Source organism: Sinorhizobium saheli (genome assembly GCF_001651875.1).
GTDB classification, from domain to species: domain Bacteria; phylum Pseudomonadota; class Alphaproteobacteria; order Rhizobiales; family Rhizobiaceae; genus Sinorhizobium; species Sinorhizobium saheli.
The window spans coordinates 244080-265774 of the sequence record NZ_LNQB01000073.1 but is presented as its reverse complement, the minus strand read 5'-3'; the positions used below and the strand labels follow the sequence as shown (position 1 = coordinate 265774).

Genomic DNA, 21695 nt, shown 5'->3' with positions numbered 1-21695 from the left:
AAAGGTCAGGCTGCCGGTGCCGCAACATTCATTGACCGATGCGAACGCTAAAGCATTTTGCAGTCGGGTGGAATCACCTGACGTTGCACAAATGCGGCAAAAACAAACAGATAGGGCGGTGGCGCGAACGCAAGTGAGCGCATCCCGCTCCAGTTGGCGGAGCGCGGCCTTGCCGCTTGTCATTCTCCCCCCTTGTGGGGGAGATGCCCGGCAGGGCAGAGGGGGATACGGGTCGCTCCCCGCCCCAGCGTGCCCCTCATGAAATTCACAAAACTTCGCCTGCTCGGCTTCAAGTCCTTCGTGGAACCGACGGAGTTCATCATCGAGCGGGGCTTGACCGGCGTCGTCGGTCCGAACGGCTGCGGCAAGTCCAACCTCGTCGAGGCGCTGCGCTGGGTGATGGGCGAGAATTCCTACAAGAACATGCGCGCCTCCGGCATGGACGACGTGATCTTCTCCGGCTCGGGCAACCGCCCGGCGCGCAACACGGCGGAGGTCGGGCTCTATCTCGACAACGGCGACCGCACCGCGCCGGCCGCCTTCAACGACAGCGACGAGATCCAGGTGACGCGGCGGATCGAGCGCGAGCAGGGCTCGGTCTACCGCATCAACGGCAAGGAGGCGCGCGCCAAGGACGTGCAACTGCTGTTCGCCGATGCCTCGACCGGCGCCCGCTCGCCGTCGATGGTCGGGCAGGGCCGTATCGGCGAGCTGATCGCCGCCAAGCCCCAGGCGCGCCGGCAACTGCTCGAGGAGGCGGCCGGCATTTCGGGCCTGCATTCGCGCCGGCACGAGGCGGAACTCAGGCTGAAGGCGGCGGAGGCCAATCTCGAGCGGCTCGACGACGTCACCTCGCAGCTCGAAAGCCAGATCGAAAGCCTGAAGCGCCAGTCGCGCCAGGCCAACCGGTTCAAGATGCTCTCGGCGGAGATCCGCCGGCACGAGGCGATCCTCTTCCATATCCGCTGGGTGCAGGCCAAGGAGGCGGAAGCCGAGGCAACGAGCCAGCTGAACCAGATCACCGCGCTCGTCGCCGAAAAGGCGCAGGCGCAGATGGAAGCCGCCAAGGAACAGGCGGTCGCGAGCCTCAAGCTGCCGGAGCTGCGCGAGAACGAGGCGAAGCTCGCCGCGGCTCTGCAGCGGCTGCAGATCGCCCGCGCGCAGCTCGAGGAGGATGCCGGGCGCATCCTGCGCCGCCGCGACGAGTTGCAGCGGCGGCTCGCGCAACTGGCCGAGGACATCGCCCGCGAAGAGCGACTGGTCGCCGACAATGCCGGCATTCTTGCCCGCCTCGATGAGGAGGAGGCGGAGCTCGAGGACGTGCTTGCCGAGGCGGACGACCGCGCCGCCGAGCTGCGCGAGAGGCTGGAGGCGGCAAACGAGAAGCTTTCCGGAAGCGAAGCCGGTCTCGCCCGCCTGACGGCCGAGCGCGCCGAGGCGCAGGCGGCGCGCAACCAGATCGAAAGGACGCTGCGCGAACTCGCCGACAGGCAGGCGCGTCTCGCCCGCCAGCTTTCGGATCAGGCGCGCGAAATCGACGAGCTCGACCGCCGGATGGCGGCGTTGCCCGATCCGCATGAGAAGCAGGGGCAGGTGGAGGTTGCGGAAGCGGCGCTCGAGGAGGCGGAGGCGGCGGTGATCGCCATCGAAGAGAGCCTTGCCGCCGCCCGCGCCGAAGAGGCTGCCGCCCGGCCGCCGGTCGACCGGGCGCGCGCGGTCCTGAACGGCATCGAGACCGAAGCGCGCACGATCCGCCGGATGCTGGAGGCGGTCGGCGCCAGCGCCTATCCGGCGGTGGTCGAGGAGATGAAGGTCGAGCGCGGCTACGAGACGGCGCTCGGCGCGGCGCTCGGCGACGACCTCGACTCGCCGCTCGAGCAGGCAGCCCCCTCCCATTGGCGCATGCCCGGCGATCACGAGGACGATCCCGCCCTGCCGGCGGGCGCTTCGCCGTTGATCGATTACGTGCACGGACCCGAGGCGCTCCGGCGAACCCTCAGGCAGATCGGCATCGTCGAAGGCGAGGCCGAGGCGGAGCGCCTGCAACCGCTCTTGAAGAGCGGGCAGCGGCTGGTGACCAGGGAAGGCGCCGTCTGGCGCTGGGACGGCCACGTCATGGGTTCGGAGGCGCCGAGTGCCGCAGCCTTGCGGCTCGCGCAGAAGAACCGCCTGACCGAGCTCGAGGGCGAAGCGGAAGAGGCGGAGGAGGCCCTGCGTCGGGCCGAGGCGGATCTTGCCGCCGCCGGCCAGCGCATCCGCGCGGCGGACGAGCGGCTCAGGCTTTCGCGCGAGGCGCAGCGCATGATCGCCCGGCAATTGGCCGAAGCGCGCGAGGCGCTCGCAGCCGCCGAGCGGGCCTCCGGCGATCTCGGTCGCCGCCGCGCGGTGCTTGCCGAAACGAAGCTGCAGCTCGAAGCCCAGGTCGAGGAGGTTGCCGAGCAGATCGAGGCGGCAAACGAAGCCCTGGGTGACCAGCCCGATCTTTCCGACCTTGATCTCAGGCTGCGCGACGGGACCTCGGAAGTCGCGACCGACCGCGCCGCCGTCGCTGAGGCACGCGCTGCCCATGACGGGCTCGCCCGCGAAAACGAGGCGCGCCTGCGCCGGCTTTCGGCGATTGCCGCGGAACGCGACACCTGGCAGGCGAGGGCGGCGAGCGCCGAGGAGCACATCGCGACGCTGCGCGAGCGTGAGGCGGAAGCGCGCGAGGAGGTCGAGGAACTCATCGACGCGCCCGACGAGTTCGACGACAAGCGCCGCGCGCTGATGAACGAGTTGCAGAAGGCCGAAGCGTCGCGCCGCGAGGCGGCCGATCGCCTCGCCGAGGCGGAAAGCCGCCAGCGCGAAGCCGATCGCCTCGCTGCGACGGCGCTATCGGAACTGGCGGAGGCGCGCGAAAAGCGGGGCCGGGCCGAGGAGCGGCTCGTTTCCGCGCGCGAGCGGCGCGTCGAGATCGAAGCGCGCATCCAGGAAGCCCTTTCCTGTGCGCCGCACGAAGTGATGCGGTTGACGGGACTTGCCGCCGAAGAGGCGGCGCCCGACATGCGCGCCATCGAGCGCGAGCTCGAGCGGCTGAAGATCGAGCGGGAGCGGCTCGGTGCCGTCAACCTAAGGGCCGACGAGGAGCAGAAGGAGCTTTCCGAACGGCTGGCGGCGCTGCTCAAGGAGCGCGACGACGTCATCGAGGCGATCCGCAAGCTCCGGACCGCCATCCAGAACCTCAATCGCGAGGGCCGCGAGCGGTTGATCGCCGCCTTCGACGTGGTCAATGCACAATTCCAGCGGCTCTTCACCCATCTCTTCGGCGGCGGCACGGCGGAGTTGCAACTGATCGAGAGCGACGATCCGCTGGAGGCCGGCCTCGAAATCCTGGCCCGTCCGCCCGGCAAGAAGCCGCAGACGATGACGCTGCTTTCGGGCGGCGAGCAGGCGCTGACGGCGATGGCACTGATCTTCGCCGTGTTCCTGACCAATCCGGCGCCGATCTGCGTCCTCGACGAGGTCGACGCGCCGCTCGACGACCACAATGTCGAGCGCTATTGCAACCTGATGGACGAAATGGCGGCCTCGACCGAGACCCGGTTCGTCATCATCACCCACAATCCGATCACCATGGCCCGGATGAACCGGCTGTTCGGCGTCACCATGGCGGAGCAGGGCGTCTCGCAGCTCGTCTCGGTCGACCTGCAGACGGCCGAGCGCATGCGGGAGGCCGTCTGACGGTCCTCTCACCCGATCCGGTGGCGACCTCTTCTCAAATTTGATGCACCGCAGCAAAAATCTTCGCCGAGTGCATTTTCAGTGCGAACCATATACTGTAGATCGTCTCGAAAAGCTGTTTCTGGGTGGAGAACAGGCATGACGAAGTGGGTTTACACCTTCGGCGGAGGCAAGGCCGAAGGGGGCGCGAAGGGCCGCGACAGGCTCGGGGGCAAGGGCGCCAATCTGGCGGAGATGTGCAATCTCGGCCTGCCCGTGCCGCCGGGGCTCACGATCATCACGGATGCCTGCAACAGCTATTTCGACAATGGCCGGACCATGCCGGAGGGCCTGCGCGGGCAGGTGCGTGACGGCATTGCCCGCATGGAGGAAATCACCGGCCGCGTCTTCGGCGACACCACCCATCCGCTGCTGCTCTCGGTCCGCTCCGGTGCGCGCGCCTCGATGCCGGGAATGATGGATACGGTCCTGAACCTCGGCCTCAACGACCAGTCCGTGCATGCCCTCGGCCATGATGCCGGCGACGCTCGCTTTGCCTGGGACAGCTACCGGCGCTTCATTCAGATGTATGGCGATGTCGTCATGGGCCTCGACCACGATGTCTTCGAGGAGATTCTCGAGGACGAGAAGGCGCGGCTCGGCCACGAGCAGGACACGGAGCTTTCCGCCGTCGAATGGCAGCACGTCATCTCGCGCTACAAGGAGGCGATCGAGGAGGCGCTGGGCGAGCCCTTTCCGCAGGATCCCGAGGTACAGCTCTGGGGCGCGATCGGCGCCGTTTTCTCGAGCTGGATGAACCCGCGCGCGGTCACCTATCGCCACCTGCACGGCATTCCCTCCGGCTGGGGCACCGCGGTCAATGTCCAGGCCATGGTCTTCGGCAATCTCGGCAATTCGTCGGCGACCGGCGTCGCCTTCACCCGCAACCCCTCGACCGGTGAGAAGGAGCTTTACGGCGAGTTCCTCGTCAACGCCCAGGGGGAGGATGTCGTCGCCGGCATCCGCACGCCGCAGAACATCACCGAGGCGGCCCGCATCGCTTCCGAATCGGACAGGCCGTCGCTCGAAAAGCTGATGCCCGAGGCCTTTGCCGAGTTCGCCGAGATCTGCGAGACGCTCGAGCGGCACTATCGCGACATGCAGGATCTGGAGTTCACGATCGAGCGCGGCAAGCTGTGGATGCTGCAGACGCGCTCCGGCAAGCGCACTGCCAAGGCGGCCCTGAAGATCGCCGTCGACATGGCCGAGGAGGGGCTGATCTCGAAGGAGGAGGCGGTTGCGCGTATCGATCCGGCCTCGCTCGACCAGTTGCTGCACCCGACCATCGACCCGCGTGCCCGCCGCGACATTATCGGTTCCGGCCTGCCGGCCTCGCCCGGTGCTGCGACCGGCGAGATCGTCTTCACCTCCGAGGAGGCGGTGCATGCCGTCAAGGAGGGCCGCAAGGTCATCCTCGTGCGCGTCGAGACCAGCCCGGAAGATATCCATGGCATGCACGCCGCCGAGGGCATCTTGACGACGCGCGGCGGCATGACGAGCCACGCGGCCGTCGTCGCACGCGGCATGGGCACGCCTTGCGTCTCCGGCGCCGGCAATATCCGCGTCGATCACCGCAACGAGCTCATGATCGCGGCGAGCGTCACGCTCAAGAAGGGCGAGGTGATCACCATCGACGGCTCCTCCGGCCAGGTGCTGAAGGGAGAAATCCCTATGCTGCAGCCGGAGCTTTCCGGCGATTTCGGCAAGATCATGCAATGGGCCGACAGGACCCGCCGCATGACCGTGCGCACCAATGCCGAGACGCCGGCGGATGCCCGCGCCGCCCGTTCCTTCGGCGCCGAGGGCATCGGCCTCTGCCGCACCGAGCACATGTTCTTCGAGGACGACCGCATCAATGTGATGCGGGAGATGATCCTGGCGGAGGACGAGGACGGCCGGCGGGCAGCGCTTGCGAAGCTCCTGCCGATGCAGCGCTCGGATTTCGTCGAGCTCTTCTCGATCATGCACGGCCTGCCGGTGACGATCCGCCTCCTCGATCCGCCGTTGCACGAATTCCTGCCGAAGACCGACGAGGAAATCGCCGACGTCGCCCGGGTGCTGGCGCTCGATGCCGCCGAGTTGCGCCAGCGCGTCGAGGCCCTGCACGAGTTCAATCCGATGCTCGGGCATCGCGGCTGCCGCCTGGCGATCTCCCATCCGGAAATCGTCGAGATGCAGGCGCGCGCCATCTTCGAGGCGGCGGTCGAGGCTGCCCGCGACACCGGTGCCGCCGTCGTTCCCGAGATCATGGTGCCGCTCGTCGGCCTGCGCGCCGAGCTCGACTACGTCAAGGAGCGGATCGAGGCCGTTGCCAGGGAGGTCATCGGCGAGGCCGGCGTGAAGATCGACTACCTGATCGGCACGATGATCGAACTGCCGCGTGCGGCGCTCCGGGCGGACACGATCGCCGAGTCGGCCGACTTCTTCTCCTTCGGCACCAACGACCTGACGCAGACCACCTTCGGCATCTCGCGCGACGACGCCGCTCTTTTTCTCGCCACCTACCAGCAGAAGGGCATCATCGAGCAGGATCCCTTCGTCTCGCTCGACTTCGACGGGGTGGGCGAGTTGATCCAGATCGCCGCGGAACGCGGCCGGCGCAGCAAGAACGGCCTGAAGCTCGGCATTTGCGGCGAGCACGGCGGCGACCCCGCCTCGATCCGCTTCTGCGAAGAGGCCGGTCTCGACTATGTCTCCTGCTCGCCCTTCCGGGTGCCGATTGCCCGGCTTGCGGCCGCGCAGGCGGCGATCAAGGGCAACGGCAAGGTCGTGGCGATGGCCGCGAGCTGACGGGTTCTGCTGCCGGCCCGCGCGCCCCTCATCCGCCTGCCGACACCTTCTCCCCGTTTTGACGGGGAGAAGGGACTTGCGGCGCCGCCTTCGTCCCCTCTCCCCGCGTGCGGGAAGAGTCCTCGCGTTAAACCCGAGGAGAGGGGCAAGTCAGTTTCAGCCATGACGGTGCAATCACTGCCTTACGATCACGCGCCGCTCGATGACGACCGGGTGGTAGTACGGGCCCCAGATCAGCGGGTCGTTGCTGTAGCGGAAGGCGCGCCTTTCGGCGCGGCGGTCGAGGTCGATACGCTGCAGACAGGCGGCGAATGCGTCGGTGCCGCGGCGGAAGCCGTAGGAGGCGCAGGTATTCTCGTCCCTCGCTCGGCGCTCTTCCGGCGTCATGCTCTGGCATGCGGCAATGAGCAGCCCGGCCGCCGCAACCGTCAACAGTCTCGTGGTCATGCCTTTCATCCTCGCCCTCCTGATCGGCGCCCGCTTGCGACGACCGGGACCGGCGGCCAAAGTGGTGGGGCGATCGCTGCACGCCGAGAGGGCGCTTGGCGCCGACGCGTGACAAGTCCGTGGGGCGCGATTCAATCGAACGATATCATGCGCCCGACCGGCACGGCCGGTCAATCGGGCCGCGCCTTCAGATGCGCTCCAGGACGCCGACGAAGGCCTCGGTGAAGCTCTTGAGGCCCGCGGTGCGCTCGCCCGGCTGCTCGACGCGAACGGTGCTGCCATCCTTGTCGAGGCAAACGAAGAGGATCATCGGCGCCTTCCCGTCGGTCTCGCCATGACGCAAGGCGGCGATCGTCAGGCAATCGTCGACGAGGCCGGAGGCCGGCAGGGCGAAGAGGAACTCGCCGCCGATGTCGTCCGCCACGGTCCGGACGAAACCGGTAAAATCGTCCTTGTTGCCGGAAAAGCGATCAAGGGAAAGCTCCAGCTCGAGAAGGGCCATCGGCAGCGCGGCGTCTGCGGCGGCGATCGGCGGGGCAGGGAGGGCGGTATCCATGGTTGTCTGCGCTGCGGCCATGTTGACTCTCCGTTGGTTGGCGGCGCCTCCTGTGTCCGGCGCCGGCCTGCTGCATGTCTCCTTCGATCGACCGCGATTGAAGGACGAGGACAGGCAGCAATTCAAAGTGCTACGGCGACCTTTGCGCGTCCGACAAGACGCGCGGTGCTGTGGCTTCCGGTTTGACTTGCCCGGTCGCGGCGGCCGCGATCGGAATCCCGAACCTTAATAAGTCGTTAACGAGAATGGCGAATTTGCGGCGCTCGCGCAAGAGCAGCAGGGCATGATTGATACAACCGGAAATTCCGCTCTTGCGGGGAGTGCTCACGTTCCGTGCCCCACGAACCTCCGTCCCGAAATTCCGAAATCGATTCCGATTTCGCAATTCATGCAGTAAGAAGGCGGGGTCTGTTCCGCCTCGGGGATTGATTCCGTTAGATGCTTGTTCGCTACGAACGTCCCTATTCCCATGCCGCCCACTGGGCGCGCCGGTTCGCCCGTATCGCCTTCGTGCTTTCGCTGCTGTCGCTCCTGGCGCATCGCTTCGGTCCGCTGACCACGCCGCATTTTCTGGCGCTGGCGCTTTTCGCCGGCGCGCTGGCGCTTCTTGCCGTCGTGCTCGCTGCGGTCGGGTTGACGCGCCTCTGGCAGGTGGCGGCGATCGGCGGCAAGGCTTCGGTGTCGGCGCTTTTCTACGCGGCGCTTCCGCTCGGTTTCCTTGGCTACGGCGCCGTGCAGTACATGACCCTGCCGGCGATCTACGATATCAGCACCGACACCGTGACGCCGCCACCCTGGATCCGGCAGCCGGAGACGCAGGCGAGCTGGATCAAGCGCAATCCGGCCGTGACGCCCGGGGACCGCGAAGCCCAGATCGCCGCCTATCCCGGCCTCACCGGCAGGCGCTACGACGGTGCGCTCGACCGGGTGTTCCAGGGGGTGCGCAAGGTCGTCGAGGCAACGCGCATCTCCGCCACCGCCGAACTCGGGGTCGAGAATGCGCGGCCCGACCTCGGGGACCTTGCCGTGCGGCCCGGCGCCGGGGCGGATGCGAACACGGAGCTGGATGTCATTCCGGTGCCCGCAGCGCGGCCCGCCCCTGATATCGACGGCATCATCCCCGGCCGGCGCTCCGGCGATATCGTGCTGCAGGGCGAATGGCGCACCCTCGTCGTCGGGTTCCGCTTCGACGTGCTGATCAGGCTGCGCGAGGAGGCGGAGACGACCTTTGTCGACGTGCGCGTCGCGTCGCGCTACGGCCAGCACGATCTCGGCATGAGCGCCGCCTTTGCGGAAGAGTTCCTACGGGCGCTCGACGCCGAACTGCTGGGGATCGCCGGCGACTAAAGCATTTTGCAGTCAGGTGGGATCACCTGGCGTCGCACGAATACGGCAAAACCAACAGATAGAGCAGTGGCGCGAAGGTATGCGAGCGCACTCCGCTCTAAAGCGACATGCGTTCACGAGACACGACTGCAGCCATTGCTGCCTCGGCGGTTGTGGTGTGGCGATACTGCCCCGCCGTGTTTCTTGTGCTCATCACAGCAATCCAGTCCGCCCAAGTCCCTGGGCTGAGACAGCTTTTCCGCGCCACGGACGCGGCGCTGCTGGATCCCTGCGACAGCCAAGCCCAATGGTCAGGTCGCCAGCCGATATTCGCCGAGGAGCGACGGCGGACCGTCGGTGACGACGCGGCCCCGTTCGATCAGATCCTCGATATGGGCAAGCAGCGAAAGCGCTGCGGCGCCGTGCAGCCGCGGATCGGTCGAGGCATAGATCACCTTCACCATGTCCGGGATCTTCCGGTCGCCTGCGCGCAGGCGCTCGAGCACGGCGCGCTCGCGCATTTTGCGGTGCGCCCTCAGCGCCCGGACGAAGGCGGCGGGTTCGGTGACGGGGCCGCCATGGCCGGGAAGATAGAGCCGGTCGTCGCGCTGGAGAAGCTTATCGAGCGAGGTCATGTAGTCGGCCATGGCGCCGTCCGGCGGCGCGACGATGCTCGTCGCCCAGGCCATGACGTGATCGGCGGAAAAGAGGATGCCGGTGCCGTCGAGCGCAAAGGCCATGTGGTTGGCCGTGTGCCCCGGCGTGGCGACCCCCGTCATGCTCCAACCGTCGCCCTCGATGCGCGCGCCGTCGACAAGCGCGATATCGGGCGCGAATTCCATGTCCGAGCTTTCGGCGAAGGGATTGACCTCGCCGGCATGCAAGGGACGGGCCGCCCGATGCGGGCCTTCGCCGACGATCAGTGCCCCCGTCGCCTCCTTCAGCCGCCGGGCAAGGGGGGAGTGGTCGCGATGCGTGTGGCTGACGGCGATATGGGTGACCTCGCGCCCCTCGAGTGCCGCCATCAGCGCCCGGAAATGCGCCTCGTCCTCCGGCCCCGGATCGATCACAGCGACCGAGCGCCGGCCGACGATGTAGCTATTGGTGCCGTGAAAGGTGAAGGGGCCGGGATTGTTGACGGTGATGCGCTGAACGCCGTCTGCGACCGGCACTGCCTCGCCATGGGCAGGCTTGAAATCGAGGTCGAAATCCGGTCCTTGCATGCGTTTCTTCCTTGCGCCTCACCTATACTCGATCTCGATGAACGGCATGATTGCCCCTCTCCTCGGGTTTAACCCGAGGACTAGCCCTCTCCCCGCTTGCGAGGAGAGGGGACTGAGAGCGTGCCACACCTCCCTTCTCCCCGCCCGCGGGGAGAAGGTGCCGGCAGGCGGATGAGGGGCAAGTCATGTCGATGAACGACGTCGGCTCGATCCCATTTGCGTCGCGACAATAGGCCAAAGGCAGGCAGGAGGAAACCGGTGCGCCTGCTCGAATTGTTGCGATCAATGAGCTGCGTTGACACAAGGGACGTCGGGACCAACGCGCGCGCACACAACAAATTCTGGGCTGAAACCGAAGTTAAGCATTGTGAGCATGCACGAGCTTTGCTAATCAGGCGCTCGATTTGGCGAGGTGATTGCTCGCCGGCTTCAAGTTGGGGCGTAGCCAAGCGGTAAGGCAGCGGTTTTTGGTACCGCCATTCCCTGGTTCGAATCCAGGCGCCCCAGCCACTGTTCTTGTCTAAAAAAGCCGAATGTCAGCAGGAAGCGGGGCTAGCGTCGCGCGGAGCCATAGTCCACGCCTTCAATCACACCACCGTTCTCAACGGAGATGAAGCGCGTTTGACGACCTTCAGGTGCATTGCAGATGATCGCCCATGCGGGCTGTCCCCCTGCGGTCATGAACGAGGCAACGTAAATTCCACCGGACAACTGAATCGATAATTCCGGTAGCCTGCCATACAACGATATGTCCTGAACTTGGCGGCCGACGAGTGACTTGAAAGCGCCGTCCCAGTCCTGTTCGTCACTCCAGCTGCCGCAGATGATCGAGTTTTCACCTTCTATCCGCCAACTCCATTCGATCATCACAGTGTATTCGCCGCGTGGATTTCCGGCCGAGCCGTCGCGTCTGGACTCGGGAGACAGTCGGCCAAACTCCAGAAATATCGCTGAGCCATGGCCCCGCCAAACTGAGGACAAGGGCCGCAATGTCAGTGCTGTTCGATACTGGTCGAAAATCGGTGCAGACACTCGAGACCCGATCCTTATGCCTCTGGTTGCGTCCGAGCAGCCCCCACTGAACCTCATCGGTGGGGGCATCGAATTCAAAGCCGCTTGGCCGCATCACTCCGCCTTCGCGCCACCCAAGAACTCCTCGCACCAGCTCGGGCCGTTCGGGCGCTTGCGGTCGCCGACGAGGCGGATCGAGCGGATGACGTAGTCGGAGGAGACGGTGAGCTGGACAGAGCAGCTCAGATATTCCGTGCGGGCCGGGGAGATGCGCTTGCCGCGCTTGCCGTCGGCGGTCTTCTCGTATTCGGCCGGGACCTTGCGGGTCTTGTAGCCGCCCTTCCAGCTGTAGACGGTGTCGCTGCCGGCTTCGGCGTCGGAGATCGGCGGGCCGAACTGGGCGAAGAAGGTGCCGGCCGGCTGGCCGAGCCAGCGGCTCTCGACCGCGTTCCTGGCCACCCCGGTCGTCGTCGTGCAGCCGGCGAGCGCCAGCAGGAGGCCGGCCGCCGTCATCATGCGGAAATTCATGTCTTTGTCCCTCTGACTATCCTGAAACCTGCAGCGCGGAAGTCCGGTCGTCCCCCGGGTTTCCTAGCGTTCCGCCGAGGCTCTAGCGCCAAAACAGAGGAAAGAAAATTGCCTCGGAGCGCTCCGCTCGAGGAAAATCCGAAGCGTTGCAGAAACGCCCTATTGCCCGCTCCGGGGAAGCGGCGAGGGCGGTTTTCCACCGGCGAAATTTTTTTGGCGGGCCCTGTTCTTTTTTAAGCCCAAGCGCTTGTGAAATCGAAAATGCTGTTCTATAGAGGCGCCGCTGGTCACGGAGTGTAGCGCAGTCTGGTAGCGCACCACGTTCGGGACGTGGGGGTCGCGTGTTCGAATCACGCCACTCCGACCAGCCAAATCAATCCCTTAGCAGGCTGTATGTGCGGCATCCGGTGCCGCCGAAGACGACGGCGCTCGACGCGAAGTTCGTCGACGGCGTGCTCGATCTTCCGGACGCATGTCACGCCCTTCTGCCCTCACAGATCGAGATCAGGCACCAGCCTGCACATGAAAAAGGGGCCGATTGGCCCCTTTTTCATGTCTTGGGATTTTTAGGTCACTCGTCGATCGTGTCGATGATCTCGACCGCTTTGGCGGCGGTGACGCGGCGAACCTCGGCGTCTTCGCGGCGGCTTGCGAAGAGCTCCGTTGCCATCAGCTGATCGGCGAGGTCGGCCGGCAGCGACAGGATCACGCGGCTCTCGTCGGCGTGGATGCCGCCGAGTGCGGCGCGCTTGGCGGTGATCATGCCGCCGGCGACCGTGTTGTTGGTGTCCGGGTCGATCAGGATGAAGGCGCCGGTCGTGCGGTTCTGCTCATAGGTGTCGAAGATCGCCTGCTCGTCAAAGGCGAGGTGCACCTTGCCGATCGCGTTCATCGGCAGCTCGTCGGCGTGGTTCCACTTGCCGCTCTTGAGCTCGAGCTGGCTTACCGGCTGCACCTGCACGCGCTGGCGGCGGCTGCCGGATTTCAGCCAGTAGCGCTTGCCCGGCTGGATGCCTTCGGGCTGCAGCGCCACGAGCTGCGCGTCGAAGGCAAGGCCGGTCATCGGCTGGCTGTCGATCGTCGCGATGACGTCGCCGCGGGAAACGTCCACCTGCCGGTCGAGCACCAGCGTGATCGCGTCGCCGGCGACCGCGGCGTTGCGCACGAGGTCGAAGGTGACGATCTTGGTGACGTTGGCGACCATGCCGGAGGGCAGCACCACGACCGAATCGCCCGGCTTCACCGAGCCGCCGGCAACGGTGCCCTGATAGCCGCGGAAGCTCTCTCCCGGGCGCGATACGCGCTGCACCGGCAGGCGGAAGCCGACGGTCTGGGCGGAGCGGGTGGTCGCAAGCTCCAGCACTTCGATCAGCGTCGGGCCGTCATACCAGGGCATGGAGGCGCGGCCGTCATAGACGACGTTCTCGCCCTTCAGCGCCGAAACCGGGATTGCGGTCACCTGGCGCACGCCGAGCGACAGCGCCAGTTCCCTGAATTCGTGCGAGATCTGCTCGAAGCGGGCGCGGTCGTAGTCGGTAAGGTCGATCTTGTTGACGGCGAGCACGAACTGCTTGATGCCCATCAGCGTCGCGATCGTCGCGTGGCGGCGGGTCTGCTCGAGGAGGCCTGCGCGCGCATCGACGAGCAGCACGGCGAGGTCGGCAGTCGAGGCGCCGGTTGCCATGTTGCGGGTATATTGCTCGTGGCCGGGCGTATCGGCGACGATGAAGGAGCGCTTGTCGGTCGAGAAGTAGCGATAGGCGACGTCGATGGTGATGCCCTGTTCGCGCTCGGCCTGCAGGCCGTCGAGAAGCAGCGCGAAATCGGGCAGGCCGAGATCGTTCTGCTTGCCGTTGGAATCGCGCTGCAGGCTCGCCGCCTGGTCTTCCTTGACCGCCTTGGTGTCCCAGAGCAGCCGGCCGATCAGCGTCGACTTGCCGTCGTCGACGCTGCCGCAGGTGATGAGGCGAAGCGGGCGGGAATCCCGCGCGACCCGCGCCGGCTCCTGTGAGGGATGCGCAACGGCGGTTTCGTCCAGGGCTGCGTTCGCTAGTGCCGGTGCGGTCATCAGAAATATCCCTCGCGTTTCTTCTTTTCCATCGAGCCGGCCTGGTCGCGGTCGATGGCGCGGCCCTGGCGTTCGGAGACGGTCGCGGTTTCAAGTTCGGAAATGATATCGTCGAGCGTCGTCGCGCCGGAGCGGATCGCGCCCGTCAGCGGGAAGCAGCCGAGCGTGCGGAAGCGGATGACCTCCTCGCGCTTCACCTCGCCCGGAAGGAGCTCGAGGCGCGGATCCTCGGCGAGGATCATCATGCCGTCGCGCTCGACGATCGGGCGCTTCTTGGCAAAGTAGAGCGGCACGATCGGGATCTCTTCCGCCTGGATGTAGCGCCAGATGTCGACCTCGGTCCAGTTGGAGAGCGGGAAGGCGCGCACGCTCTCGCCCTTGCGGATCATGCCGTTATAGATGTTCCAGAGTTCCGGGCGCTGGTTGCGCGGGTCCCAGCGATGGTCCGGCGTGCGGAAGGAGTAGATGCGCTCCTTGGCGCGGCTCGCCTCCTCGTCGCGGCGCGCGCCGCCGAAGGCGGCGTCGTACTGGCCGGCATCGAGCGCCTGGCGCAGCGCCTCGGTCTTCATGATGTCGGTATAGAGCGCCGAACCATGCGAGAAGGGCGAGATGTTCTCGGCCGCGCCGCGGGGGTTGGTATGGACGACGAGGTCGAGATCGTATTTCTCGACCATCTCGTCGCGGAAGGCGATCATCTCGCGGAACTTCCAGCCGGTGTCGACGTGGAGCAGCGGGAAGGGGACGCGGCCGGGATAGAAGGCCTTGCGCGCCAGGTGCAGGAGCACGGAAGAGTCCTTGCCGATCGAGTAGAGCATCACCGGCCGCTCGAATTCCGCCGCGACCTCACGGAAGATGTGGATCGCTTCGTTTTCGAGTGCCTTCAGATGCGGATCGAGCGGCGGCTTCGCGCTCTGCGGATTATGCAGTTCCGTTTCCGGATAAAGATGGGGCATTGCAGACTCCGGGGAGAATATTCGTTTTTAGGCTGTGGCGTCCGTCAGGCGGCGCTGCTGGCATTCGGGATGACGGAGGAAGCCGCTTCGGCGACATGCAGGCCGCATTCGCGCTTCTCGTCGTTCTCCCACCACCAGCGGCCGGCACGCTCCGGCTCGCCGGGCTTGATGGCGCGGGTGCAGGGCTCGCAGCCGATCGAGGGATAGCCGCGGCTGTGCAGCGGGTTGACGGGAATGGCATTGGCCGCGACATGGGCGCGGATCGTTTCGATGTCCCAGTCCGCGAGCGGATTGATCTTGATCAGGCCGCGCTCGAGGTCGGCCTCGGCAAAGGGCGTCGTTGCCCGGTTGCCCGACTGGCCGCGGCGGAGCCCCGTGATCCAATAACTTGCCCCTTCGAGCGCCCGCGCGAGCGGCTTCAGCTTGCGCACGCCGCAGCAGGCATGCCTTGCCTCGACGCTCTCGTAGAAGCCGTTCATGCCGTATTGCGCCACATAGGCCTCGATATCGGCCTTTTCGGGGTGATAGCGCTTGATCAGGATGCCGTAGGTCTCCTCGGTCTTGTCGACGAGGGCAACGGTCTCGTTGAAAAGGCGCCCGGTCTTCAGCGTCGCCACGTCGATGGCGAGGCGGTTGCTGCCGATCGCGGCGGTGATGACCTGATCCTCGATGCCGAGCGAGGTGGTGAAAACCGCGCGGCCGTCGAGCCCGGCAACGAGCGCCAGCCGGCCGGCAAGGTCCAGGCCTTCGAGCTCGTCGTTGAGCGCCTTCGCTTTGGCTTCGAGGGATTGCGTCGTCATGGCTCGATCCTGTTGCAATTTGACCGGAATATCGCAGCCGCTCACGGCAAAGGACAGAAAAACGGATTTCTATTGCCCCGAGATCAGAGCAAATATCTCTCTGATCGATAAAGTTCTAAGAAAACCTAGTAAATTAGTAGATTATCTCTGCGCGGCGTGAGGGCACGAAGATACGTTCCTCCGTCCTCTCGGGAGCCGACGCGTCGGCCGGCCGTTCAAGAATTGTTGAAGGCTCTGTCCTTTCTCGCCGTCTGCTCCAGCTTGTGCTTGATCAATGCGGAAGAAATGAAGGGAGGCGCAAATGATCCAGTCCTTGTCCAGTCGCGCCGTTCTTGGAAGCGTCCTCGGATTGCTTCTGGTGACGGGCGCCTATGCTCACCACGGCTGGTCCTGGGCGGAGGCCGACCAGATCGAGCTCTCCGGCACGATCCGCGAGATTTCGATGGCGCCGCCGCATCCGACGCTCAGGGTTGAAACGAAGAATGACGGCCTTTGGCTGGTCGAACTGGGTAATCCGCGGCTGACGGAACGCTCCGGCTTCGTCGAGGGCGTCGCGAAAGTTGGCGACCCGATCGTCGCGCTCGGCAACCGCTCGCTGGACGGGGCCGAGAAAAGGATGAAGGCCGTCCGGATTACGGTGGCCGGAAAGGTCTATGACATCTATCCGGAGCGTATACAGACGAACTGACGATGGGGGCGGATCTACTCGAGGGGATCGGGGCGCTGCCCTTCGCGGTGGCGATACGGCGCTCGGCAACCCTCTACATCTTCGTCAATGCTGCGCATATCCTGTCGATCGGGATCATCATCGGCTCGATCCTGCCGCTGGACCTGCGGCTGATCGGCCTCTTCGGGAAAGTGCCTGTCGAAGTGATCGGGCCGTTCCTTTCGCGCGCAGCAGCCGTCGGGGTTGCGCTGGCGATCGCCACCGGCTTCTGCCTCTTCAGTGTCAATCCGCGTGAGTATGCCGGCAATCCCGCCTTCCTCGCCAAGATGACGCTGCTCGCCCTCGGCGTCGCCAACGCGGTCCTGTTGCAGCTGGCGCCGCAGTGGCGCGCCGCCGTCAGGGGCGGACCGCTCTCCTCGAGGGTACGCCTCTCGGCATGGCTATCCTTGATGATCTGGCCCGGCGCCGTCGTCGCCGGCCGATGGATCGGCTTCCTGCTGGAGTAGCGAAAGCGGGCATCAACGCCTCGCCTGAGAAAAGCCCCTCCCCAACCCCTCCCCACAGGTGGGAGGGGCTTTGGTGCCAGCCGCGCCCGACTGCCAATTCCAAGTTCGACCCGCGCTGGAACGATCCAGAAGGCGGAGTGGGGGTGGCAAATTAACCCCTCCCACCTGTGCGGAGGAGTTGGGGAGGGGTCTTACTCTCTTTTGTGATCTACCGGTCGCTCACCGCCCAGCGCGGATTGATCCATGGCTCCTGGTTCGAGCGGGCGAGCCGCTGCTTGCCGAGGATGTGGTCGGCGGCCTTCTCGCCGGTCATGATCGACGGGGCGTTGAGGTTGCCGTAGGTGATGTGCGGGAAGATCGAGGAGTCGACGACGCGCAGGGCCTCGACGCCGATCACCCGCGTTTCCGGGTCGACCACCGCCATCGGATCGTCCTTCGAACCCATCTTGCAGGTGCCGCAGGGGTGATAGGCGCTTTCGAGGTGCTCGCGCAGGAAGGCGTCGATCTCCTCGTCCGTCCGGACCTTCTCGCCCGGCTGGATTTCCGGCCCGCGATAGAGGTCGAAGGCCTTCTGGCCGAAGATCTCGCGCGTGAGGCGCACGCAATGGCGGAATTTCTCCCAATCCTCCGGGTGGCTCATATAGTTGAAGCGGATCACCGGATCGGCCTTCGGATCGGCGGCGCGGAGCGTGACGCTACCGCGCGACTTCGACAGGTTGTAGCCGACATGGACCTGGAAGCCGTGGGTGTTCGCCGCCGCCTTGCCGTCATAGCTGATCGCCACCGGCAGGAAGTGGTACTGGATGTCCGGCTGCTTGACGCCCGGTGCGGAGCGCAGGAAGGCGCAGGACTCGAACTGGTTGGAAATGCCGAGGCCCCTCTTGAAGAACAGCCATTGTGCGCCGGCGACCCCCTGCCAGAACCACGGCAGCCAGGAATAGAGCGACACCGGCTTGGTGCTTACCTGCTGGAAATAGAACTCCATGTGGTCCTGCAGGTTCTGGCCGACGCCGGGACGGTCGGCCTTCACCTCGATGCCCATGTCCTTGAGGTGCGCCGCCGGGCCGATGCCGGAGAGCATCAAGAGTTTCGGGGAGTTGAAGGAGGAGGCCGAGACGATTACCTCGCGATTGGCCTTCACCACCTCGACGCGGCCGCCGCGCTCGATCTCGACGCCGGTCGCCCGGCCGTTCTCGATGACGACCTGACGGGCGAAGCAGCGGACGAGCTCGACATTGGCGCGTTTCAGCGCCGGCTTCAAGTAGGCTGACGCGGCCGACCAGCGGCGGCCCCGCCAGGTCGTCTGCTCCATGAGGCCGAAGCCTTCCTGCTTCGAACCGTTATAGTCCTCAGTGACTTCGAAGCCGGCCTGCTTTCCCGCCTCGATGAAGGCATGGAAGAGGGGGTTCTTGACCGGACCGCGCTGGACGTGCAGCGGGCCATCGGTGCCGCGCCAGCCGTCCTCGCCGCCATGCGAATGTTCCATCCGCTTGAAATAGGGCAGCACGTCCGCATAGGCCCAGCCATGGGCGCCGAGCTCCTCCCAGCGGTTGAAGTCTTCCGCATGGCCGCGCACATAGACCATGCCGTTGATCGAGGAGGAGCCGCCGATCACCTTGCCGCGCGGCGCCGTGATGCGCCGGTTGTTGAGGTTCGGCTCCGGTTCGGAGAGATAGCCCCAATTGTAGCGGCTCATGCTCATCGGCCAGGCGAGTGCGGCCGGCATCTGGATGAACGGGCCGACGTCCGAACCGCCGAACTCCAGCACGATGACCGAATGCTTGCCGTCCTCCGACAGGCGGTAGGCGAGCGCCGAGCCGGCCGAGCCGGAACCGATGATGACGAAATCTGCCTGCATAAGCGTTGTCTTTCTGTATGTCGAGGATTGCCCCTCATCCGGCTGCCGCCACCTTCTCCCCGCTCGCGGGGAGAAGGGACTTGTGGTGGCGGTCTCGCTCCCTCTGACGCTTGCGAAGAAAGCGCTCGCCGAGCTGCCTTAGTCCCCTCTCCCCGCGAGCGGGGAGAGGGTTAGGGTGAGGGGCAAAATTGCAAATCTCAGTACGGCGCCTGCACTGGCCCCATGCCGACATAGACGGTCTTGAGCTCGGTATAGTGATTGAGCGCCGCGGCCGAATTCTCGCGGCCGAAGCCGGATTGCTTCGAGCCGCCGAAGGGAATTTCGACCGGGCAGAGATTATAGGTGTTGATCCACAGCGTGCCGGCCTCGAGTTGGTCGACCACCCGGTGGGCACGGGTGAGGTCGGCGGTGAAGACGCCGGCGGAGAGGCCGAACTCGGTCGCATTCGCGCGGGCGACGACCTCCGCCTCGTCGTCGAAGTCGAGCACGCACATGACCGGGCCGAAGATCTCCTCGCGCGCGATCGTCATCTCGTCGGTGACGTCGGCGAAGACGGTCGGCTGGATATAGGTGCCTTCGCCGCTCACATGGTTGGGGATGCCGCCGCCGGTGACCAGCCGCGCGCCTTCGGCCTTGCCCTTCTCGATATAGGCGAAGACCTTGTCGCGCTGCGCGCGCGAGACCATCGGCCCGAGTTGCGTCGCCTCGTCCATCGGGTCGCCGATGACGATCGCCTCGGTGCGTGCCTTGAGCCGGGCGAGAAAGGCGTCCTTGATCTTCCGCTGCACGAAGACGCGGGTGCCGTTCGAGCAGACCTGGCCGGTCGAATAGAAATTGCCGAGCATGGCGCCGCCGATGGCGCTTTCGAGATCGGCATCGTCGAAGACGATCAGCGGCGACTTGCCGCCGAGCTCCATGGTGACGTGCTTGAGTTCGGCCGCGGCCGCCCCCGCTACCTTTTTGCCGGTCGGAACGGAGCCGGTCAGCGACACCTTGGCGACGTCCGGATGGTTGACGAGCAGCGGCCCTGTCGAGCGATCGCCCTGGATGACGTTGTAGAGGCCCTTGGGCAGGCCCGCCTCGATCAGGATCTCGGCGATCTTCAGCGCCCCGAGCGGGGTGTTCTCCGACGGCTTGAAGACCATCGCATTGCCGGCGACGAGGGCCGGCGCCCCCTTCCAGCAGGCGATCTGCTGCGGGTAGTTCCAGGCGCCGATGCCGACGCAGACGCCGAGCGGCACCCGCTTCGTATAGGCGAAATCCTGCCCGAGCGGGATATAGTCGCCGTTAAGCGCTGCGGGAGCGATGCCGCCGAAGAACTCGAAACTGTCGGCGCCCGAGGTCGGGTCGGCGACGATCGTCTCCTGGATCGGCTTGCCCGTGTCGAGCGTCTCGAGTTCGGAGAGCTCGCGGTTCTTCTCGCGCATGATTTCGGCGGCGCGCTTCAGGATGCGGCCGCGCGCCGTCGGGCTCATCGCCGCCCATTCCGGCTGCGCCCGCTTGGCGGCGGCGATCGCCTTCTCGACGATCGCCGGCGTTGCCGCATGCAGCCGGGCGATCACTTCGCCGGTCGCCGGGTAGATGCTCTCGATCACCGTGCCGGCGGCATCCTCGACATATTCGCCATCGATGAAGTGCGAGGCTTTTGGTTGGGCTCTCATGTCATTCTCCTCGCGGATAGCGTTTGGATTCCTCGAGATTGTCGAGGTTCATGTGGTTGCGCATGTAGCGCTCGGATGCCTTCTGCAGCGGCTGGTGATCCCAGGGGTAATAGGCGCCGTTCCTGAGCGCCTCGTAGACCACCCAGCGCCGCGCCTGGCTTTCGCGCACGGCGGCGTCGAAGGCCTCCATGTCCCAATGGGCGGCGCGCATGTCGCGAAAGGCGGTGAGCGTCGCCTGATCGACGGGGCCGCGTGGCTTCTCCGCCAGGTTGGTAAGCTCCAGCGGATCGGCTTCGAGGTCGTAGAGCTGGTCCGGATCGAGCGCGCAGTGGATATATTTCCACTTGCCTTCGCGGATGGCGACGAGCGGTGCATAGGAAGCCTCGGCCGCGTATTCCATCATCACCGGCTCCGTCCGCTCCGCACCGTTGATCATCGGCAGGAGGCTGACGCCGTCGGTCCAGGGCTTCACCTCGTCCATCGAGATGCCGGCCAGATCGGCAAGCGTCGGCGTCACGTCGAGGTTCGAGGTCGGTGTCAGGTGCAGGCCAGCGGTGACGCCCGGTCCGACCACCATCAGCGGCACGCGCGCCGAGCCTTCGAAGAAGTTCATCTTGAACCACAGCCCGCGCTCGCCGAGCATGTCGCCATGGTCGGAGCAGAAAAGGATGAGCGTGTTGTCGAGCATCCGCGTCCGCGTCAGCGTATCGACAAGCTCCCCGACCTTTTCGTCGAGATAGGAGATATTGGCGAAGTAGGCGCGGCGTGAGCGGCGGATATTCTCCTCCGTCAACTCGAAGTTCCGGTAATCGCAGGAATGCATGATGCGCTGCGAATGCGGGTCCTGATTTTCCAGGGGGATGGCATCCACCTCCGGCAGGAGGTGCTCGCAGTCTTCGCAGAGATCCCAGAACTTGCGCCGCGCCACGTAGGGATCGTGCGGGTGGGTGAAGGAGACCGTCAGGCACCAGGGGCGACGATCGTCGTCGTCGTTCTCGCGCGATAGCTGATAGAGCTTCTGGTTCGCCAGGAACGCCACCTCGTCGTCATATTCCATCTGGTTGGTGATCTCGGCGACGCCTGCGCCGGTCACCGAACCGAGATTGTGATACCACCAGTCGATGCGCTCGCCGGGCTTGCGATAATCCGGCGTCCAGCCGAAATCCGCCGGGTAGATGTCGGTCGTCAGCCGTTCCTCGAAGCCGTGCAACTGATCCGGCCCGACGAAATGCATCTTGCCGGAAAGGGCGGTGTAGTAGCCGGCCCGCCGCAGGTGATGCGCATAGGTCGGGATCGAGGACTGGTATTCGGCCGCGTTGTCATAGACGCGGGTGCGGCTCGGCAGTTGGCCCGCCATGAAGGAGGCGCGGGCGGGCGCGCAGAGCGGCGAAGAGGTGTAGTTGTTGCGGAAGCGCGCCGAGCGCGCGGCCAGCGCCTTCAGGTTCGGCGCATGCAGAAAATCGGCGGGGCCGTCCGGAAAGAGCTTTCCGTTCAATTGGTCGACCATGATGATCAGGATATTCGGCTTTCCGGTGGTCACGT

The 21695-nt window shown here is 65.6% G+C and carries 16 protein-coding genes and 2 tRNA genes; 7 read left to right on the top strand and 11 right to left on the bottom strand.

The window, feature by feature from the left end; all coding sequences use genetic code 11:
* Positions 1-258 precede the first annotated feature (258 nt).
* The gene (locus ATB98_RS14690; protein WP_066874876.1) at positions 259-3720 is read left to right on the top strand and encodes a chromosome segregation SMC family protein; all 3462 of its coding nucleotides are present in this window, start codon (positions 259-261) and stop codon (positions 3718-3720) included.
* 138 nt (positions 3721-3858) lie between these two features.
* Positions 3859-6549: a pyruvate, phosphate dikinase gene (gene ppdK, locus ATB98_RS14685; RefSeq protein WP_066874874.1), complete on the top strand. Its 2691-nt coding sequence runs from the start codon at positions 3859-3861 to the stop codon at positions 6547-6549.
* Between the two features lie 174 nt (positions 6550-6723).
* Here the strand turns inward: ppdK and ATB98_RS14680 are convergent, their stop codons facing one another.
* Together ATB98_RS14680 and ATB98_RS14675 are read right to left on the bottom strand one after the other, a co-directional pair.
* A complete protein-coding gene (locus tag ATB98_RS14680; protein WP_066874872.1) occupies positions 6724-7005 on the bottom strand; it encodes a hypothetical protein in 282 nt (93 codons plus the stop codon).
* A gap of 178 nt (positions 7006-7183) precedes the next feature.
* The gene (locus tag ATB98_RS14675) at positions 7184-7573 is read right to left on the bottom strand and encodes a hypothetical protein (RefSeq protein WP_066874868.1); all 390 of its coding nucleotides are present in this window, start codon (positions 7571-7573) and stop codon (positions 7184-7186) included.
* Positions 7574-7990: 417 nt separating this feature from the next.
* Between ATB98_RS14675 and ATB98_RS14670 the strand changes: the two genes are divergently transcribed.
* Complete coding sequence (locus ATB98_RS14670) at positions 7991-8899, top strand: DUF1499 domain-containing protein (RefSeq protein WP_066874866.1); 909 nt, start codon at positions 7991-7993, stop codon at positions 8897-8899.
* Between the two features lie 290 nt (positions 8900-9189).
* On the opposite strand, the gene ATB98_RS14665 is transcribed toward ATB98_RS14670, so the two are convergent.
* Positions 9190-10101 carry an MBL fold metallo-hydrolase gene (locus ATB98_RS14665; protein WP_066874863.1) on the bottom strand — a complete coding sequence of 304 codons (912 nt, stop codon included), beginning with the start codon at positions 10099-10101 and terminating at the stop codon, positions 9190-9192.
* 435 nt (positions 10102-10536) lie between these two features.
* Here ATB98_RS14665 and ATB98_RS14660 point away from each other — a divergent pair.
* Positions 10537-10611, top strand: a tRNA-Gln gene (locus tag ATB98_RS14660).
* Positions 10612-10653: 42 nt separating this feature from the next.
* Here the strand turns inward: ATB98_RS14660 and ATB98_RS30000 are convergent.
* Together ATB98_RS30000 and ATB98_RS14650 are read right to left on the bottom strand one after the other, a co-directional pair.
* Positions 10654-11133 (bottom strand): hypothetical protein, encoded by a 480-nt coding sequence (locus ATB98_RS30000; RefSeq protein ID WP_234781917.1) that lies wholly within the window; start codon positions 11131-11133, stop codon positions 10654-10656.
* A gap of 93 nt (positions 11134-11226) precedes the next feature.
* On the bottom strand, positions 11227-11640 hold the full coding sequence (locus tag ATB98_RS14650; RefSeq protein WP_066874862.1) for a hypothetical protein: 414 nt from the start codon (positions 11638-11640) through the stop codon (positions 11227-11229).
* Positions 11641-11930: 290 nt separating this feature from the next.
* Between ATB98_RS14650 and ATB98_RS14645 the strand changes: the two genes are divergently transcribed.
* Positions 11931-12007, top strand: a tRNA-Pro gene (locus tag ATB98_RS14645).
* A 204-nt stretch (positions 12008-12211) separates the two neighbouring features.
* Here ATB98_RS14645 and cysN read toward each other — a convergent pair.
* Genes cysN through ATB98_RS14630 form a run of 3 tightly spaced genes read right to left on the bottom strand, consistent with a single transcriptional unit; the run spans position 12212 to position 15506 of the window.
* Positions 12212-13708, bottom strand: a complete 1497-nt coding sequence (gene cysN, locus ATB98_RS14640) for a sulfate adenylyltransferase subunit CysN (protein ID WP_066874861.1) — start codon at positions 13706-13708, stop codon at positions 12212-12214.
* Positions 13708-14661, bottom strand: coding sequence for a sulfate adenylyltransferase subunit CysD (gene cysD, locus ATB98_RS14635; protein ID WP_066874855.1), 954 nt, complete (start codon positions 14659-14661; stop codon positions 13708-13710). The genes cysN and cysD overlap by 1 nt, the downstream gene beginning before the upstream one ends.
* A 44-nt stretch (positions 14662-14705) precedes the next feature.
* Positions 14706-15506: a phosphoadenylyl-sulfate reductase gene (locus ATB98_RS14630; RefSeq protein ID WP_327197920.1), complete on the bottom strand. Its 801-nt coding sequence runs from the start codon at positions 15504-15506 to the stop codon at positions 14706-14708.
* Positions 15507-15762: 256 nt separating this feature from the next.
* Between ATB98_RS14630 and ATB98_RS14625 the strand changes: the two genes are divergently transcribed.
* Positions 15763-16149, top strand: a complete 387-nt coding sequence (locus ATB98_RS14625; protein ID WP_066874852.1) for a DUF6152 family protein — start codon at positions 15763-15765, stop codon at positions 16147-16149.
* A gap of 2 nt (positions 16150-16151) precedes the next feature.
* Positions 16152-16634, top strand: coding sequence for a DUF6644 family protein (locus ATB98_RS14620; protein WP_066874850.1), 483 nt, complete (start codon positions 16152-16154; stop codon positions 16632-16634).
* 208 nt (positions 16635-16842) lie between these two features.
* On the opposite strand, the gene betA is transcribed toward ATB98_RS14620, so the two are convergent.
* The 3 genes from betA to betC all read right to left on the bottom strand — a co-directional run bounded on the left by betA (position 16843) and on the right by betC (position 21693).
* Positions 16843-18492 (bottom strand): choline dehydrogenase, encoded by a 1650-nt coding sequence (betA, locus tag ATB98_RS14615; RefSeq protein ID WP_066874848.1) that lies wholly within the window; start codon positions 18490-18492, stop codon positions 16843-16845.
* A 197-nt stretch (positions 18493-18689) separates the two neighbouring features.
* Positions 18690-20153, bottom strand: a complete 1464-nt coding sequence (gene betB, locus ATB98_RS14610) for a betaine-aldehyde dehydrogenase (RefSeq protein ID WP_066874846.1) — start codon at positions 20151-20153, stop codon at positions 18690-18692.
* A gap of 1 nt (position 20154) precedes the next feature.
* Entirely contained in the window at positions 20155-21693 is a 1539-nt protein-coding gene (betC, locus tag ATB98_RS14605; RefSeq protein WP_066874841.1) for a choline-sulfatase, read from the bottom strand.
* Positions 21694-21695 lie beyond the last annotated feature (2 nt).

Bases quoted from the DNA above. Each gene is read 5' to 3' on its own strand.
- ATB98_RS14690 (WP_066874876.1), top strand. From the start codon at position 259: ATGAAATTCACAAAACTTCGCCTGCTCGGCTTCAAGTCCTTCGTGGAA.
- ppdK (WP_066874874.1), top strand. From the start codon at position 3,859: ATGACGAAGTGGGTTTACACCTTCGGCGGAGGCAAGGCCGAAGGGGGC.
- ATB98_RS14680 (WP_066874872.1), bottom strand. From the start codon at position 7,005: ATGAAAGGCATGACCACGAGACTGTTGACGGTTGCGGCGGCCGGGCTG.
- ATB98_RS14675 (WP_066874868.1), bottom strand. From the start codon at position 7,573: ATGGCCGCAGCGCAGACAACCATGGATACCGCCCTCCCTGCCCCGCCG.
- ATB98_RS14670 (WP_066874866.1), top strand. From the start codon at position 7,991: ATGCTTGTTCGCTACGAACGTCCCTATTCCCATGCCGCCCACTGGGCG.
- ATB98_RS14665 (WP_066874863.1), bottom strand. From the start codon at position 10,101: ATGCAAGGACCGGATTTCGACCTCGATTTCAAGCCTGCCCATGGCGAG.
- ATB98_RS14650 (WP_066874862.1), bottom strand. From the start codon at position 11,640: ATGAATTTCCGCATGATGACGGCGGCCGGCCTCCTGCTGGCGCTCGCC.
- cysN (WP_066874861.1), bottom strand. From the start codon at position 13,708: ATGACCGCACCGGCACTAGCGAACGCAGCCCTGGACGAAACCGCCGTT.
- cysD (WP_066874855.1), bottom strand. From the start codon at position 14,661: ATGCCCCATCTTTATCCGGAAACGGAACTGCATAATCCGCAGAGCGCG.
- ATB98_RS14625 (WP_066874852.1), top strand. From the start codon at position 15,763: ATGATCCAGTCCTTGTCCAGTCGCGCCGTTCTTGGAAGCGTCCTCGGA.
- ATB98_RS14620 (WP_066874850.1), top strand. From the start codon at position 16,152: ATGGGGGCGGATCTACTCGAGGGGATCGGGGCGCTGCCCTTCGCGGTG.
- betA (WP_066874848.1), bottom strand. From the start codon at position 18,492: ATGCAGGCAGATTTCGTCATCATCGGTTCCGGCTCGGCCGGCTCGGCG.
- betB (WP_066874846.1), bottom strand. From the start codon at position 20,153: ATGAGAGCCCAACCAAAAGCCTCGCACTTCATCGATGGCGAATATGTC.